Source organism: Vibrio sp. 10N.261.46.A3, assembly GCF_041472995.1.
Taxonomy (GTDB): Bacteria; Pseudomonadota; Gammaproteobacteria; order Enterobacterales; family Vibrionaceae; genus Vibrio; species Vibrio coralliirubri.
This window is the reverse complement of record NZ_JBFRRH010000067.1, coordinates 137,245-156,504: the sequence shown is the minus strand read 5'-3', so window position 1 is coordinate 156,504 and position 19,260 is coordinate 137,245. Positions and strand designations below refer to the sequence as shown.

Below are 19,260 nucleotides of genomic sequence, written 5' to 3'. Positions count from 1 at the left end.
GCGTACTCAATCGACGAAGATGGTTCGATTCGTCTAAGCCAAGAGCAGTTGCTATCACAAGCATCAGATGTTGAAGGCGATGACCTAACAGCCAGCGGCTTAACGGTCGACGGTGATGCAACCGTTACTCAAAACGATGACGGCAGTTTCACGATTACGCCAGATGAGAACTTCAACGGTGACATCGATATCAGCTTCGATATCTCAGATGGCACCAATACCGTTCAAGCTTCGGCTGACCTAACCGTTAACCCAGTAAATGACCTACCAGTGCCTCAAGATCAACAGTTCAGTGTTGAAGAAGACGGCACGCTCATTTTCACCGATGCAGATCTGTTAACCGGTGCTACTGACATTGAAGGCGACAACCTGACGGTTGAAGGTGTGACCTACGATGGCGGCGACGGTATTCTTACCGACAACGGCAACGGGACTTACACCTTCGCACCAAATGAAAACTTCAATGGCGATGTAAACTTCGGCTTCGATGTATCAGATGGCACCGATACGGTATCAGCGAACATCGATGTGAGCGTAACAGCGGTTGATGATGCGCCAGTATCGGGCGACCTCGCATACTCAATTGACGAAGACGGCTCTATCCGTTTAAGCCAAGAGCAGCTTCTATCGCAAGCGTCTGATGTGGAAGGCGATGACCTGACTGCTAGCGACCTAACGGTTGACGGTGATGCGACAGTTGTAGCTAACGATGATGGCAGTTTCACCATCACGCCAGATGAGAATTTTAACGGTGACATCGATATCAGCTTCGATATCTCAGATGGCACCAATACGGTTCAAGCATCAGCTGACCTAACGGTTAACCCAGTTAACGACCTGCCAGTACCTCAAGATCAACAGTTCAGCGTTGAAGAAGATGGCACACTTATCTTTACTGATGCCGACCTGTTAACAGGCGCAACGGACATTGAAGGTGACAACCTAACGGTTGAAGGTGTGACCCACGACGGTGGCGACGGTATCCTTACTGATAACGGTAATGGTACTTACACCTTCGCACCAAATGAGAACTTCAATGGCGACGTAAACTTCGGTTTCGATGTGTCTGACGGTACCGATACGGTGTCAGCAAACATCGACGTCAGCGTAACTGCAGTTGATGATGCACCTGTATCGGGTGACCTAGCGTACTCAATTGACGAAGACGGCTCGATTCGCCTAAGCCAAGAGCAGTTGCTATCGCAAGCGTCTGACGTAGAGGGCGATGACCTGACAGCTAGCGACCTTACGGTTGGTGGAGATGCGACGGTAGTAGCTAATGATGACGGCAGCTTCACCATCACGCCAGATGATAACTTCAATGGCGACATCGATATCAGCTTCGATATCTCAGATGGCACTAATACTGTTCAAGCTTCTGCAGACCTAACCGTTAACCCAGTTAATGACCTACCAGTCCCTCAAGATCAACAGTTCAGTATTGCAGAAGACGGTACTTTGCTGTTCACAGACGCGGATCTGCTAACAGGTGCTACAGACATTGAAGGTGACAACCTAACGGTTGAAAGCATCACTTATGAAGGCACTGATGGCGTACTGACTGACTTAGGTCAGGGCTCATACAGCTTCGCGCCAAATGAAAACTTCAATGGCGATGTGAACTTCAGTTTCGATGTGTCTGATGGCACAGAAACGGTCAGCGCTAACATTGATGTGAGTGTGACGCCTGAGAACGATCCGCCAGTTGCGGGTTCAACCTCATACATGGTCAATGAAGACAATGCCATCACAATTTCTGATGAACAGTTGCTAGCAAACTCTTCTGACGTTGAAGGTGCAGTGTCTGTTGACAGCGTAACTTACAGCGGCACAGATGGTGTGTTCCAAGATAATGGTGACGGCAGTTACACCTTCCTTCCTAATGAAAACTTCAGTGGCGATATCAGCCTTGACGTTATTGTTGCCGATGAAGACGGTTCGATTGATGAAACTACCGCTGGCATTACCGTTCTAGAAGTGAATGATCCACCGGTTGCGGGTCCAACGTCATACACCATTGACGAAGATTCGGTTCTGACGTTCAGTGAATCTCAGATTCTTGTGAATGCTTCGGATGTCGAAGGCGATGTAGAACTCGTTGGCATTAACTACGATGGCTCTGACGGTATCTTCACTGTAAATGGCGATGGTACATGCAGCTTTGCACCCAACGAAAACTTCAATGGTCAGGTTCAACTGGGTGTGACCATTCAAGATGAAGATGGCGCAACGGTTGAAACACACATTAACGTTGATGTATTGCCAATCAATGATGCGCCAGTATCGGGTGATTTGGCTTACACCATCAATGAAGATAGCTCCATCACGCTAAGCCAAGAGCAATTGCTAGCAAGAGCAGGTGATATTGATAGCGACAACTTAGAAGCTATCAATCTATCTACTGATGAAAATGCGACCATCCAACACAATGATGATGGCAGCTACACCATTACGCCTAACGCTGACTACAACGGTGACCTAGACCTGAACTTCGATATCATCGATAACGATGGTGGTTCAGTTCAAGTTGGCCTAGACATTACCGTGAATCCGGTTAATGACTTGCCACAAGCGCAAGATCAACAGTTCACGATTGAAGAAGACGGTACGTTACTCTTCACTGATGCTGACCTGCTTGCTGGCGCGTCAGATATTGATGGTGACGACCTGTCGATTGAAAACGTGCTCTACACAGGTGCAGATGGTGTTCTTAGCGATAATGGCGACGGCACATACAGCTTTGCTCCAAACGAGAACTTCAATGGTGATGTTCAATTCTCGTTCGATGTCTCTGACGGTACTGATTCAACATCAGCTGTTATTGATGTCAGCGTAACGCCTGAGAATGATCCACCGGTTGCGGGCTCGACATCTTACACAGTTCAAGAAGATGGCCAAATCACGATCAGTGATGAGCAACTATTGGCAAACTCTTCCGATGTAGAAGGCGATGTATCATTGTCTGGAGTAACTTACTCCGGTGATGACGGCTCTTTTGTTGATAATGGCAATGGTACTTACACCTTTACGCCAAATGAAAACTTCGATGGTGATATTTCACTAGACGTTGTTGTCGTTGACGAAGACGGTGCAACCGCAACCACAACCGCTGGCATCGATGTTATTGCTGTGAATGATGGACCTGAAACTTCGGGCATTCAGGCTGAAGTCGATGAAGATAACGCAATTACCATTACTCAAGAGCAGTTGCTAGCGAACGCAACGGACGTTGAAGGTGATGATCTAACGGCATCTAACCTACAAACCAACGATCCAGATGCGACAATTGTTGCTAATGACGATGGTTCATTCACCATTACGCACACAGAAAACTTCAATGGCGAGTTGGACTTCACATACAACATCAGTGATGGTGAGAATGAAGTTCTGACGACACTCGACTTGACGGTTAATCCTGTCAACGATGCGCCGGAAGCGGGCGATGAAATCTTCATCCAAGCCCAAGAAGACCAAACAGTTGGTGTAACACTTCGTGAAGAGCCAGCACTACGTTTAGACCAAGCGCCAGAAAACGGCATCATTGAAGCGAATGTGAATGACGAATGGGTGGTGCTGGAAGTAGGACAAGAAGTTCCTGCCGACACAGAAGTACGCTTTATTCCAAATGATGACGCATTGGCTAACGGTACACACACCACGCAAATCGGTACGTTTGACGATAACGCGAGCGTGGACGATTGGGGTACAGAAGTCGACCCTTATACTCGTGAGTTCTCGGATGGCGACTTAACGGTAACTGTTCAAAGTAACGATGATCCTCTTGGTGCTTGGAATGGTAACACCCACATTGGTCACGGTATTGGTGATACAGACCGTCAAGGCCTAAGTGGTGATGAGAAACTGACCGTTTCGGTTGAAGGTCAAGACATCAATGAAATCAGCTTCCACCTTGATGGTTTGGGTGGCTGGTTCATGGAAGAGTCTCGTCACTTTACTGAAGTAGAAATTCGCGCGTTCAACGATGATGGTGAGTTAATCGATTCGATGACTTACCACAAAGAAGACCGTAGCAATTACGAGACGGACTATACGCTTACGGTAAATGAGCCGGTGTCTTACTTTGAACTTGGTACCGTGCAAGGTAATGGTACTTACGTGGTTCAAAACATGACAGTGTCACAAACTTGTCATGATGAAGCCGTGTTTACATCGATTGGTGTTGATGGTTCAGAGATCACCGAAACGGTTGAGTTGAATATCCATGCGGGTGACAACGAAATCGAGCTAACGGCTGAACTTCCGAATATTACTGTCGATACCGATGGTTCTGCACAGTTTGCTTCGGTTGTGATTACCGAAGAACAACTACTGGCGCAAGCATCTGATATTGATGGCGACGACCTCGATATTCAGAATCTCGAGCTAGTGGGTGAAAACTCAGAGCATGCAACACTCACCGATAATGGTGATGGTACTTGGACGGTAACACCGGATGAAAACTTCCATGGTGAAATCGAACTCGGTTACCAAGTTACGGATGGTGAGCTGACAGACAGCAACATCATCAACATCAACTTCGAATCCGTGAACGATGCGCCAATCGTTTCTGGCCCGATTGTTCTATCGACAGACGAAGATGAAGGCATCACGTTTAGTGCGGATGACTTGCTAGCGAACACCACAGATGTGGAAGGCGATACGCTGTCTATTTCTGACATCACTTACGGTGGTGACAACGGTGAGCTAGTTGATAACGGTGATGGTACGTTTACCTTCATGCCGAATGAAAACTTCAATGGCGAAATCGACATCGACTACAAGGTGTTTGATGGTACTGATGAAGTTGCAACGCATCTAGACCTAACGGTTGTACCGGTCAATGATGTGCCGGTTCCGGGTGAGCCATTGCACACCCAAATGCTTGAAAACGGCTCCATGATCATCGAAGCGAAAGACCTATTGTCTGGCGCGACCGATGTTGATGGCGACATTCTTCATGTTGAAAACCTATTACTTGCAGACCAAACGCAAGGTACCTTAACGGATAACGGTGATAATACCTTTACCTTCGAACCGGCAGAAGACTTCTACGGTGAAGTGAATCTGACTTTCGATATCAGTGACGGGCAAGCAAGCGCACCAAGTACAGCAAGAGTCGACGTTGAAATTGTCAATGAAGGCCCTGAGGTGAGTGGTCCAATTGAAGCCGCTGTTGATGAAGATGGTTCAATCACTATCACTCAAGAGGATCTGTTAGCGAATGCAACCGATGTAGATGGCGATAACCTTGAAGCGGTTAACTTTGCGACCAACGATCCAAATGCGGTTGTTGTCGAAAATCCAGACGGTAGCTTCACGATTACACCAAGTGCAGATTTCTTTGGTGAGATTGAATTTACTTACGATGTCACTGACGCAATCGAAACTGTTGCCGCTGACCTCAACCTAACCGTAAATCCAATCAATGATGCGCCAGACGTGCCTGACATGTCTTTCACTACGGAAGATGGTCAAGCGATTACTATTACCGAAGCTGAGTTACTGGCACAAGCGACAGACGTTGAAGGTGATGAACTGTCAGTTGTGAATGTGACGAGTGCAAGCGACACGGTAGAAGTCACAGACAATGGCGACGGAACATACACATTAACACCAGAGCAAGGCTTCTTCGGTAATGTTGACTTAGCGTTTGATGTGAGCGATGGCACGGATGTGGTTGCCGCAAACATCGACCTAAAAGTTGAGTTCGTCAATGATGCGCCAGAAGCGACGCCAATGGTGGCTGATGTCGACGAAGATGGTTCAATCCTCGTTACACAAGAAATGCTACTGGAGAACGCGAGCGACCAAGATGGCGATGAGCTATTTGCTTCTTCGCTTGAAACCAATGATCCGAACGCAAGCATTGTCGACAACGGTGATGGCACGTACACAGTGACTCCTTCTGAAAACTTCAACGGTGATATTGCATTCACTTATGAGGTGAGCGACGGTGAGCTGAGCACGTCGAATGACATGACATTGACCGTTAATCCGGTGAATGACATTCCAATTGTTGCTCCAGGCCTGTACCACATTGAAGAGGATGGCAGCATCCTGTTCACTCAAGAAGATCTTTTGAGTGGTGCGATTGATATTGATGGCGATGACCTAAGCGTTACTAGCATCAATTACTCTGGCGATGAAGGCACAGTCACCGACAATGGTGACGGCACGTTCAGCTTCGTTCCTGAAGAGCACTTCAGTGGTGACCTGCAGTTCAGCTTTACGGTGACAGACGGTACGGATGAAGTTGAACAAGACATCAATGTTCACATTGAAGCCGTAGCTGATGCGCCTGACTTAGTTATCACGGATGGCGATGGTGTCAACGTTGATGATGAAGCAATTCTGGTTGAGCCAGGCGGCATTGTTGAGCTTAATATTGCGGCTGCGCTAGTAGACCAAGATCTATCAGAAACACTGACGGTAACGGTCGATGGTGTGCCTGAAGGCTCAGTGATTACCTACGACAACGAAGGGGTAATCAATAACCAAGACAACGGTATCACCAGTTACAACGATACTGAAATCACAGTCACATTTGAGGGTGAGACGGCTGGTTACGAAAACACAGCGGGTTACTACAAAGTTGACGAAGACGGCAACATCACGGGCGTTGAAATCGTCTACGAGAATGCCTCACAAGTCGATGGTGGTGGTGACCTTGTTCCTGGGCAAGAACAGTTCAGCTTCCAAGTTGCGGAAGGCGAAAGCTTTAACCTGTTCTTAATTCCAAACGGACATCAGCACAACGACTTTGATGCGATGCAAGACGGTCAGTACGAGTTCCGTGCTGAGGATGGTTCGCCTGCGAACATGGATACGGTTGATCCTCAACTTGTCTTTGTTGCGGCAGATGGAACCGAGACCGTGATTCAAGGCCAGAATGGTGACGCGATCTTCCATGGTGGTTCAAGCTCTCAGCTAAACCAAGATGGTATCGAACATACTCGCACGACGGTTAATGAAGACGGCGAGCTGGTTTACGGCTTTGAAGATTTGTATGGCGGCGGTGATGCTGACTACACAGATTTCAACTTCACAATCGATGTCGGTGAAGTGAACAGCCAAATCTACAGCGGTGAAGTGACGGTTGGCCCTGATGGTACGGTGAACTTACCAACAACGGCTATCGAAAATGCACTACAAATCCAGCTACCTGAAGACTTCAACGAACAGCTTGAAGTTCATGTAACCGCAACCGCAACAGAGCTATCCAATGATGATTCTGAAACGGTATCTCAAACCATCTACATTAACGCGACAGGCGCGCACATTGAGCACGCACCTGAAGCACTTCCGGTTTCTGCAACGGTTGAAGAAGATGGTTCGATCATCATTACGCAAGAAGACTTATTGGCTAATGCGCGTGATTTAGATGGCGATCAGCTGACGGCTCTGAATTTAGCAACCGATGATGAGAGCGTTACGATTACCGATAACGGTGATGGTACGTACACATTAACGCCAGATGCTGATTTCAATGGCGATGTTAGCTTTACGTTTGATGTGTCTGATGGTGATGATGTTGTCTCTACCAACCTAGAGCTAACGGTTTCACCTGTGAACGACGGTCCAGAAGCACAAGACCAGACATTCACAGTCGGCGAAGATGGCGTGTTAACTTTTAATGACCAAGACCTATTAACAGGTGCGACGGACATTGAGGGAGACGACTTAAGTGTTGAAGGTGTAACGTACACTGGAACAGACGGTGTCCTAACTGATAATGGCGATGGCACATACAGCTTCGCACCAAATGAAAACTTCAATGGCGATGTGAACTTCTCGTTTAATGTATCAGATGGTACCGATACGGTAACCGCTAACATTGATGTGAGCGTGACGCCAGAGAATGATCCACCGGTTGCGGGTAGCACGTCTTATACGGTTCATGAAGACAATTCTATTACGATCAGTAACGAACAATTGCTAGCGAACTCTTCGGATATCGAAGGCGAAGTCGCGATTGATAGCGTGACTTACAGTGGTAGCGACGGTGTTCTGGAAATCAACGGTGACGGCACATATACCTTCTCTCCAAACGAGAACTTCAATGGCGAAGTTAGCCTTGATGTGGTTGTTGTGGATGAAGACGATGCAGCCGTATCGACTACTGCGGGCATTACGGTTCTAGAAGTGAACGATCCGCCAGTTGCTGGCCCAACGTCATACACCATCGATGAAGATTCAGTACTGACTTTCAGTGAGTCTCAAGTTCTGCTGAACGCATCTGATATTGAAGGTGATGTTGAGCTTGTTGAGATCAACTACGACGGTCCAGACGGCATCTTCTCAATCAATGGTGACGGTACATGTAGCTTCGCACCGAATGAAAACTTCAACGGCCAAGTGCAGTTGGATGTGACCATTCAAGATGAAGACGGCGCTCAAGTTGATACGTTTATTACGGTTGATGTATTACCAATCAACGATGTACCAGTATCAGGCGACCTGGCATACAGTGTTGAGGAAGACGGTTCGATTACCTTGAGCCAGGAGCAGCTTCTTTCTCAAGCGAGTGATGTAGATGGCGACGACCTTACTGCTTCTAACTTGATTGTTGATGGAGACGCGACGGTTGTTGCTAACGATGACGGCAGCTTTACCATTACGCCAGATGCGAACTTCAATGGTGACATTGACCTAACGTTCGACATTAGCGACGGTACAGATACGCTGGTTGCAACGGCTGACCTAACCGTTAATCCAGTTAATGACCTTCCACAACCACAAGATCAAACGTTCAGCATCGGCGAAGACGGCATCTTGAACTTCACTGATGAAGACTTGCTGACAGGTGCGACCGACATTGATGGGGATGACCTATCGGTTGAAGGCGTTACTTACACAGGTGCGGATGGTGTTCTTACTGATAATGGCGACGGAAGCTACAGCTTTGCGCCAAACGAAAACTTCAATGGTGATGTGAACTTCAGTTTTGATGTGTCAGATGGCACGGATACGGTTCAAGCCAACATTGATGTCAGCGTGACACCAGAGAACGATCCACCGGTTGCAGGTAGCACGTCTTACACCGTTCATGAAGACAACTCAATTACCATCAGTGACGAACAGTTACTTGCTAACTCTTCAGACATTGAAGGTGATGTGGCCGTTGACAGCGTGACTTACACTGGCGCTGACGGTGTCTTTGAAGACAACGGTGACGGTACTTACACCTTCTCACCAAACGAAAACTTCAACGGCGAAGTTAGCCTTGATGTTGTCGTAACTGATGAAGAGGGCGCGACTGAAGCGACCACCGCGGGTATTACTGTACTTGAGGTGAACGATCCACCAATCGCAGGCTCAACGAGCTACTCAGTCAACGAGGACGAAGTTATCACCATCAGTTCAGAGCAACTGTTGGCGAACGCTTCTGATATCGAAGGTGAAGTGGCGATTGATAGCGTTAACTATACAGGTTCAGACGGTATCTTTACCGACAATGGTGACGGAACATTCAGCTTCGCACCTAACGCTAACTTCGATGGCGATGTAAGCCTTGATGTTGTCGTTACTGATGAAGAAGGCGCAACTGTAGCGACCAACGCAAGCATTGATGTTCTGCCTGTTAATGATGCTCCGGTATCGGGCGACTTGGCGTACAGCGTGGACGAAGATGGTTCAATTACCCTGAGCCAAGAGCAATTACTTGCTCAAGCGAGTGACGTGGATGGCGATGACTTAACAGCAGCTAACCTGACCGTTGGTGGTGATGCGACAGTTACTGCAAACGATGATGGTAGTTTCACTATCACGCCAGATGCTAACTTCAATGGCGACATTGATTTGAACTTCGACATTACCGATGGTGATGCGACGCTTCAAGCAACGGCCGACCTAACGGTTAACCCAGTTAATGACTTGCCAACAGTTGGTGAGCCACAATTTGTGACTCAAGAAGACACCAGCTTTACCTTCACTGAAGAGCAACTACTGCAAAATGCAGGCGACATTGATGGCGATAACTTATCGGTTGAAAATGTGGCTTCAGATAGCGGTACTTTGGTTGATAACGGCGACGGTACTTATACATTCGCACCGAATGAAAACTTCGACGGCAATGTGAATGTGACGTTCGACGTGAATGACGGTACAGCGACAGTACCAGCAGAAGCGACAATTGATGTTCAATCTGTGGTTGATATGCCAGAGCTGTCGATTGCTTCTGACCTAGTGATTGCTTCAGACAACTTCGAGTCTGGCTCAAACGGTTGGAATACCGGTACTGAAAGCTCACAAGGCTTCGAATCTGGTGACATGCTAGGTCGTATTGGTGGCACTGGTGGCGAGGAGGCCGTAAGCAAAACTTACGATATTCCAAGTGATGTGAGCGAAGTTAATATCTCGTTCAACTTCTACGAAATTGACTCATGGGATGGTGAGTCGTTCCAAATCTTTGTCGGTGGCGAAGAGCTTACCTCGTTAGATAACTCAGCGTTCCGTACTGAAGATGGCACGACAACGTTGTACGATTCAGCGGGCAATGAAGTCGGTGAAGTGGTTCACGGCGTATCGCAAGGTGAAGGTTTCAGTGGTTGGAACGACCAAGCACACCAAATCAACCTAACGGTACCCGTTGAAGACGGCCAACTTGAATTAGGCTTCGGTTCAACTCTGAATCAAAGCGTGATTGACGAGTCGTTTGGTATCGATAACATCGAAATCACAGTGTCTGACGCGGATTACCAAATCATTGGTACTGAAGATACACCTGTACCACTTGATATTGATGCCGCGCTAACCGATACCGATGGCTCAGAAAACCTCGCTATCTTGATTGAAGATGTGCCAGAAGGTAGCTCACTTTCTGCAGGTGCCGATAACGGTGATGGCACTTGGTCATTGCAACCTGGCGAGCTAGAAGGGCTAGAGTTTATCCCTTCAGGTGACTTCAATGGTGATGTGGTACTAACCGTTAATGCGACATCGACTGATGTTGATACGGGCACCACCGCAACGGCAACACAAGATGTGACGATTCATATATCGCCAGCGAATGATGCTCCAGAAGTTGATGGTGATATCAGTGCCGTTACAGCCGAAGACAACAGCATCACGCTAACTCAAGAGCAGTTGCTAGAACACGCTGTTGACATTGATGGTGATGATCTATCAGCAATCAACCTAACCACCAATGATGAAAATGCGACCGTTCAAATGAACGACGATGGCAGTTTCACCATTACACCAAGTGAAAACTTCAACGGTAATATCGAATTTAGTTACGATGTCACCGATGGAGAAGACATGGTTGCTGCTGGCCTAGACTTGACGGTAACACCTGTCAATGATGCGCCAGAGTTGCAAGATCAAGCATTCACTATTGGTGAAGATGGGGTTCTTAACTTCACTGACGCTGACCTGTTAACGGGTGCAACGGATGTTGAAGGTGATGACCTAACAGTCGAAGGTGTGACATACACGGGTGCTGATGGTGTGCTTACCGACAATGGTGACGGAAGCTATAGCTTTGCACCAAACGAGAACTTCAATGGTGATGTGAACTTCAGCTTTGATGTGTCAGATGGCACGGATACGGTTCAAGCCAACATTGATGTGAGCGTGACGCCTGAGAACGATCCACCAGTGGCGGGTAGTACGTCTTACACTGTGCATGAAGACAACTCAATCACGATCAGTAACGAACAGCTATTAGCCAACTCTTCAGATATTGAAGGTGAGGTTGCGATTGATAGCGTGACTTACACTGGCAGTGATGGTGTGTTCGAAGACAACGGTGACGGTACTTACACCTTCTCGCCAAACGAGAACTTCAATGGTGATGTGAGTTTAGCGGTTGTTGTTACCGATGAAGAAGGGGCAACAGAAGCGACCACAGCGGGAATCACCGTACTTGAGGTGAACGATCCGCCAATCGCAGGCTCAACCAGTTACTCAGTCAACGAAGATGAAGTTATCACCATCAGTGCAGAGCAACTGTTGGCGAACTCTTCGGATATTGAAGGCGAAGTGGCGATTGATAGCGTTACTTACACAGGCGCTGACGGTATCTTTACTGACAACGGTAACGGCACATTCAGCTTTGCACCGAACGCAAACTTCGATGGCGATGTTAGCCTCGATGTCGTGGTGACAGATGAAGACGGTGCGACAGTAGCCACCGACGCAAGTATTGATGTTCTTCCAATTAACGATCCACCAGTATCGGGTGACTTGGCATACAGCATTGATGAAGATGGTTCGATTACTCTGACTCAAGAGCAGTTGCTATCTCAAGCCTCTGATGTGGATGGCGATGACCTGACCGCAAGCAACCTAAGCGCAGGCGATAATGCAACTGTTGTTGATAATGGCGATGGCACCTTTACGGTAACGCCAGATGCGAACTTCAATGGCGATATCGACCTAAGCTTTGATATTTCAGACGGCACTGAGTCAATTGTGGCGAACGCCGATCTGACGGTAAACCCAGTCAATGACTTGCCAACGACATCCGATGTTTACGCGAACGTTGATGAAGATAATGTCATCACTATCACGCAGGAACAGCTACTTGCGAATGCCGCTGATATTGAGGGCGATGACCTTGTCGCTTCCGACTTAACCTTAGTGGGTGACGATGCAACGATTGTCGATAATGGCGATGGCACGTTCTCAATCACTCCAAGCGAAAACTTCAATGGCTACATCGACGTTGCCTACAGCATCAGCGATGGCGACACACCAATTGCCGCTAACTTAGGCTTAACCGTTGACCCAGTTAACGACGCGCCAATTGTTTCTGCTGATGTGGCGATAACCATTGAAGAAGATGGTTCATACACCATTACTCAAGAAGAGCTCCTACAATTCGCGACTGACATCGAAGACGATGACATGACCGCAATTATCGGAGAGCAGGGCGATGAAACAACCGTAACCGGTACTGTGTTAGATGCTGAAACCAGTAATCCAGTGTCTGGTGCGGAAGTCACCTTGACCGACAGTGCTGGCAATAGCTACACCACAGTAACGGATGATTCAGGTAACTACTCTGTTACAGGTTCAGTCGTTGACCAAGGCACGGTTACCATTGAGCAAGAAGGTTCTATTACTAACAGCTTCCTTGTCCCTGCGGGCGAAGATGTGAATGGTGGCGTAACCGCGATATCTGAAGTACTTGAAGAAACAGATATGCGTATCGTGGTGACTTGGGGTGAAAGTCCTCGAGATATGGACAACCACTTATGGCTATACGATACAGAGAATGGCAATGAGCTAGACCATATTTACTACCGCGACATGAGCCATGATCTTGGTGAAGGTAACGTTGTTCAACAAGATGTTGATGATGTAAATGGCCATGGTCCTGAAACCATTACCATTCCAAACTACCAAGATGCTGACATGCACTATTCAGTACACAACTACACCAACAGAAGTTGGGATGTAGATGGTGTTGAAGATGTACAAGTTCAGGTGTTTGTAGGCGATACATTGGTTGAAACCTTCAGCCCAGATTTATCTGATAACCCATCAGGTGATCACTGGCATGTATTTGATATCGTGAATGGCATTATTGTTCCAAGCCAAGATGTCGGCACTCAAAATGCGTTCGATTTGCCAACGGCAGAAGAAGCGCTTGCGAATGAAAACGGCATTGATATCTCTGAATTGCTAACCGGCGATGAAGGTGATGACTCTGGTGATACGGGCGGAAACGAACCAAGTGTTGGAGATGTTTCAATTGAGAACGCTCTTATCACTGACAATGGTGACGGTACTTACACCATTACACCGGAAGATAACTTCAACGGTGAATTCTCGATTAGCTACAACGTAGACGATGGTAACGGTGGGGTTACTCCTGCGGAACTAGACGTGACCGTAACAGCAGTGAACGACCTGTCTGTAATCTACGACCACGACTACACCATTAATGAAGATGGCTCGCTAACCTTTACCGATGAACAGCTATTGGCTGGTGCAACCGATATTGACGGCGATGACCTTTCTGTCGAGTCGGTTAACTACGAAGGCACTGACGGTGTGTTCACGGATAATGGCGATGGTACTTACACCTTTGCGCCAAACGAGAACTTCAATGGTAATGTCGACCTAACTTACGATGTGAGTGATGGTACTGATGTTGTATCGGCGAATATTGATGTTCAAGTGGTTCCAATCAATGACGTACCGGTAGCGGGTTCTACAACTTACAGCGTTGAAGAAGACGGCAGTATCACCCTAAGCGATGCACAGCTTCTAGCGAATAGCTCGGATGTTGAAGGGGAAGTGTTTGTTAGCGATGTAAGCTACAGCGGCACTGGTGGTGTATTCACTGATAATGGTGATGGTACTTACACCTTTGCTCCAAACGAAAACTTTAACGGTGACATCAGTCTTGATGTCTCTGTTATGGATGAAGATGGCGCAACCGCTGAAACAACTGCAGGTATCGACGTCATTGCTGTTAATGACTTGCCAGTTGCAGGTTCAACGACTTACAGCGTTGACGAAGATAACGTGATTACCATCAATGAGGCGCAGCTTCTTGCGAACAGCTCAGATATTGAAGGTGATGTATCCGTTAGCGACGTTTCCTACTCAGGCGCAGACGGTATCTTCACTGACAATGGTGATGGTACTTACCGCTTCGCACCAAATGAAAACTTTAACGGCAATGTCAGCCTAGATGTCACCGTTGCAGATGAAGACGGTGCAACCGCTCAAACGACGGCGGGTATTGATGTTATCGCAGTCAACGATGCACCAGTATCGGGTGACTTGGCTTACTCAGTGGATGAAGATGGTTCAATCACGCTAAGCCAAGAGCAACTGCTTGCTCAAGCATCGGATGTGGATGGTGATGATCTTACCGCTGCCAACCTAACCGCAGGTGATAACGCTACCGTGACGGCGAACGATGATGGTTCATTTACCATTACTCCGGATGCCGACTTCAATGGCGATATTGACCTAAGCTTCGACCTTTCTGATGGTACTGAAACGGTTGTTGCAACGGCCGACCTTACTGTGAATCCAGTAAATGACATCGCAGTTGTAGAAGATGTCGCTTACACCATTGAAGAAGACGGTTCGCTTACCTTTACTGATGAGCAACTGTTAGCGGGTGCTTCTGATATTGATGGTGATGAGCTTTCAGTTGCCGATGTGTCTTACACTGGCGCAGAGGGTGTGTTCACCGACAATGGCGATGGCACTTACACCTTTGCTCCGAACGAGAACTTCAACGGTGACGTAAGTCTAGACTTCTCAGTATCTGACGGTACAGAGGCGGTTGATGCAAACATTGACGTAACGGTAACAGACGTTAACGACGCACCAGTGGCGGGCGCAACGTCTTACCAAATGAACGAAGATGGCACCATCACATTGAGCCCTGAGCAGTTGATTGCTAATAGCTCCGATGTGGACGGTGAAGTGTCGCTTGATAGCGTGAGCTACTCAGGTGCAGACGGTATCTTGGTTCAAAATGAAGATGGTTCGGTAACGTTCGCACCAAACGAAAACTTTAACGGCGACATCAACCTTGATGTGACGGTTATTGATGACGACGGTGCTACCGCTCAAACTACCGCTGGTATTGAAGTTATTGCAGTTAACGACGCACCAGTGGCCGGAAACGTGGCTTACTCGGTTGATGAAGATGGTTCAATTACGCTATCTCAAGAGCAGTTGTTGGCGAACGCATCGGATGTTGATGGTGATGCACTGACCGCAAGCAACCTATCCGCGGGTGACAATGCAACCGTAACAGCAAACGAAGATGGTTCATTTACTATCATGCCGGATGCTGATTTCAACGGTGACATTGATTTGAGCTTCGATGTGTCAGATGGCCTTGAAACTGTTCAAGCTGGCGTCGACCTAACGGTTAACCCAGTCAATGACCTACCAACAGCAGAAGACCAAAACTTTACCGTTGAGGAAGATGGAACGCTAATCTTCACTGATGCAGACCTATTAGCAGGTGCTGCAGACATTGACGGCGATGACTTGTCTATCACGGATGTGTCTTACACGGGCGCAGAGGGTGTGTTCACTGACAACGGTGATGGCACTTACAGCTTTGCTCCAAACGAGAACTTCAATGGCGATGTAAACCTTGGCTTCACAGTGTTTGATGGCACTGAGACAGTCGATGCCAATATTGATGTGACCGTAACGGATGTGAATGATGCACCAGTGGCGGGTTCAACGTCTTACCAAATGAACGAAGATGGCACTATTACCATTAGCCCTGAGCAGTTGATTGCGAACAGTTCAGACGTGGATGGTGAGGTGTCGCTTGAAAGTGTGACTTACTCAGGCTCTGACGGCGCATTGGTTCAAAACGATGATGGTTCTGTGACCTTCACGCCGAGTGAGAACTTTAACGGTGATATCAGCCTAGATGTGGTCGTGACCGATGATGACGGTGCAACTGCAACAACAACGGCAGGAATCGAAGTTCTGGCTGTGAACGATGGACCTGAATCTGAGGATGTGAAACTAACCACAGCCGAAGACAGCACCATTCTTATCACACAAGACATGTTGTTAGCTCAAGCTACCGACATTGATAACACCGCAGACGAGCTGTCGGCTTCTGGTCTACAAATAGACCCTAGCTTGGGTGAGTTGCTAGACAACGAAGATGGTACTTGGTCATTTACGCCAAACGAAAACTTCAATGGCGATGTGCCAATGACGTTTAACGTTAGTGATGGCCAAGAGACAATTTCAGTCGACGGTAACATCGATGTCACGCCAGTCAATGATGCACCTGAAGCGCCAATGATTGAGATGCAGGGCGAAGAAGATGTGGTCATGGTGATTGACCCAGCTTACATCGCGGATCAAGTCACAGACCTTGATGGCGATGAGATCAGCATCGAGAGCATCACAGTTCGAGCTCCAGCGAATGCGACCTTAACTCAGCAACCAGACGGCATGTATCACTTAGTGACTACTCAAGACTTCAATGGCTTAGTAGAACTCGGTTATCAAGCAACTGACGGGGAAGAAGTGGTTGATGGCTCGCTGAATGTGGATGTCATTCCTGTTAACGACGCACCGTTTAACGTCGGCAACGCAATGATGACCACAAATGAAGATGGTGCGTTCACCTTCGATGCTGGCGACTTGATGAACTTGTTCGGTGACATTGATACCGCTGACCTAGTTGTTTCACGCATTATTACCGCAGACGGTGAAGATGGTGGTGAAGTAACGGACAACGGTGATGGAACTTGGACATTCACACCAACGGGCGACTTTGCGGGCGTTTCTGACCTACAAGTGGTCGTGAGTGACGGTGAGTTTGAAACGGTTCTCGATGTTCCTGTGTACGTACGTCCTGTCGCAGATGGCGCGGTTATTTCAACTGACCATGACGGACCATTAGTGTTCGGTGAAGATGAAACCGGTCACTTAGGACTGAATGTTGGTCTAGTCGATGATTCAGAAACGCTAAGTAACCTAGTGATGACAGGTTTCCCTGTTGGATTCGAGGTAACCGATGGTGTGAATACCGTGATGATCACTGAGCCGGGTCAGTACATCGACCTGTTCGACTGGGATATCTCAAACATTCAAATGACGCCTCCTGAAGACTTCCATGGTGAGTTCTTCGTAACCGTAAGTGCAACAACAGTTGATTACGGAGATGAGCCAGAAGCGTTTGAAGATGGCATCGATTCAGGTGACTTCGAAACTGTGGCGGGTGATTCCATCATCCTAACTGCTGATGACCTAATCGGTTTAGCTGAGAATGTGGATGCTGACAGCGACGATGAAGTGAAACTGGTTCATCTTGCCGACCGCAGCCAAGGTGAGATTGTCGATAATGGCGATGGCACTTGGACGTTCACACCAGCACCAGGTTTCACTGGCGAAGCAGACATTGCTTACGTAGTTGATAAAGATGGCGTGCTTCATGATGAGCAAACTGGCGTAGTCGTGAAAGAAGGCGACTCACAAGAGAATGCAGCACCAGAAGTTAACAGCATCACGACGACGGAAATCGCAGCGGATGCTACCTTGTCGTTCACTGATGAAGACATGTTAGCGAACCTGAGCGATGCAGAAGGCGACAGCTTGAGCATTGAGTCAGTAAGCTTGATGGAAGGTCAGGGCGTAATTGAGAGCGATAACCAAGGTAACTATCAATTCACTCCTGCTGAAGACTACACCGGCGATGTTCAAGTTGGGTTTATAGCGACCGATGGCGAAAATCGCATCGAAAGCTTCTTCAATGTGGATATCCAAAGTGGCGATGAAGCAGCGGCGAGCGAAGGTTATGCCTTAGCTGATGATGGTTCACTAACTATCACGGATGCACAGCTGGTGGATGAGTTGGGCGTGAGTGATTCTGCACAAGTTGTTGATGTTGCAGACGCGAACGATGCTGGCTTCTTTGCCCAATCAGGTGAAGGTGAGTGGACTTACTGGCCGAACGAAGACTTCGATGGCAATTTAGCGATGAATGTTGAAGTTAACGACGGCGGTGAAGTATCAAGTCACAGCTTAAGTATCCAAGTTGAAGATGATTCAGTACAAAGTGATGAACCACAAGTCCAAGCTGCTCAAGCAACAGAAGAGCAACAAGTGGAAGTGGCTCAACAAGCTGATGACCAAGCTCAAGATGCTGAAACTGATGACAGTACAGCAGATGTAACAGCGGCACCGGGCGATACCATCTCTATCTCGATTCCTGATGAGGTGAGTGGTAACGAATCGGTTGATTACGCTGATATGTCTGGCTTACCTGAAGGCGCTACTGTGAGCAACGCACTGGATAACGGTGATGGTAGCTTCACAATCAGTGGCAACTTAGAGCAGCCTGTATCTGTTGAACTTCCAGAAGGTTACGAAGGTACTAGCGAGATCCAATTCCAAGGTTACGACGAATTGGGTAGCTCAATAGACGGAGCTAGCGGTTCTGTTGAAGTTGAAGTCGATGACCAATACACCATGCAAGGTTCTACGCAAGAGCAGCAACCGGACATGGCGGGTATGGAATCTGGTGGCAGCGACTGGACAAGTGCGGGAGGTCAAGACCAAGGTGTTGACTTCACGGACGACTCTGGAAGCTTCGATTCAGATTCTCAAACTGGAACTGATCAAGGCAACGACTTCGACCAAAGCTCGATTTAATCGAGAGAGCTTAGTTTTAGTCTAAACCGACAAATAGATAGGGCAGCGTAAAGTTGCCCTGAGCAAAGCCATGTAGAGTGACCTTTGCATGGCTTTCTTATTTGTCGCTGAGATTCATTCTTTGGCTTCAAAAAACTTGAGAATCCA

General features: G+C 47.7%; 1 protein-coding gene. It reads left to right on the top strand.

The window, feature by feature from the left end; genetic code table 11:
• The coding region (locus AB4484_RS16225) for a tandem-95 repeat protein (RefSeq protein ID WP_372079233.1) at positions 1-19,113 on the top strand (19,113 nt) is incomplete at its 5' end.
• Between the last annotated feature and the right edge of the window lie 147 nt (positions 19,114-19,260).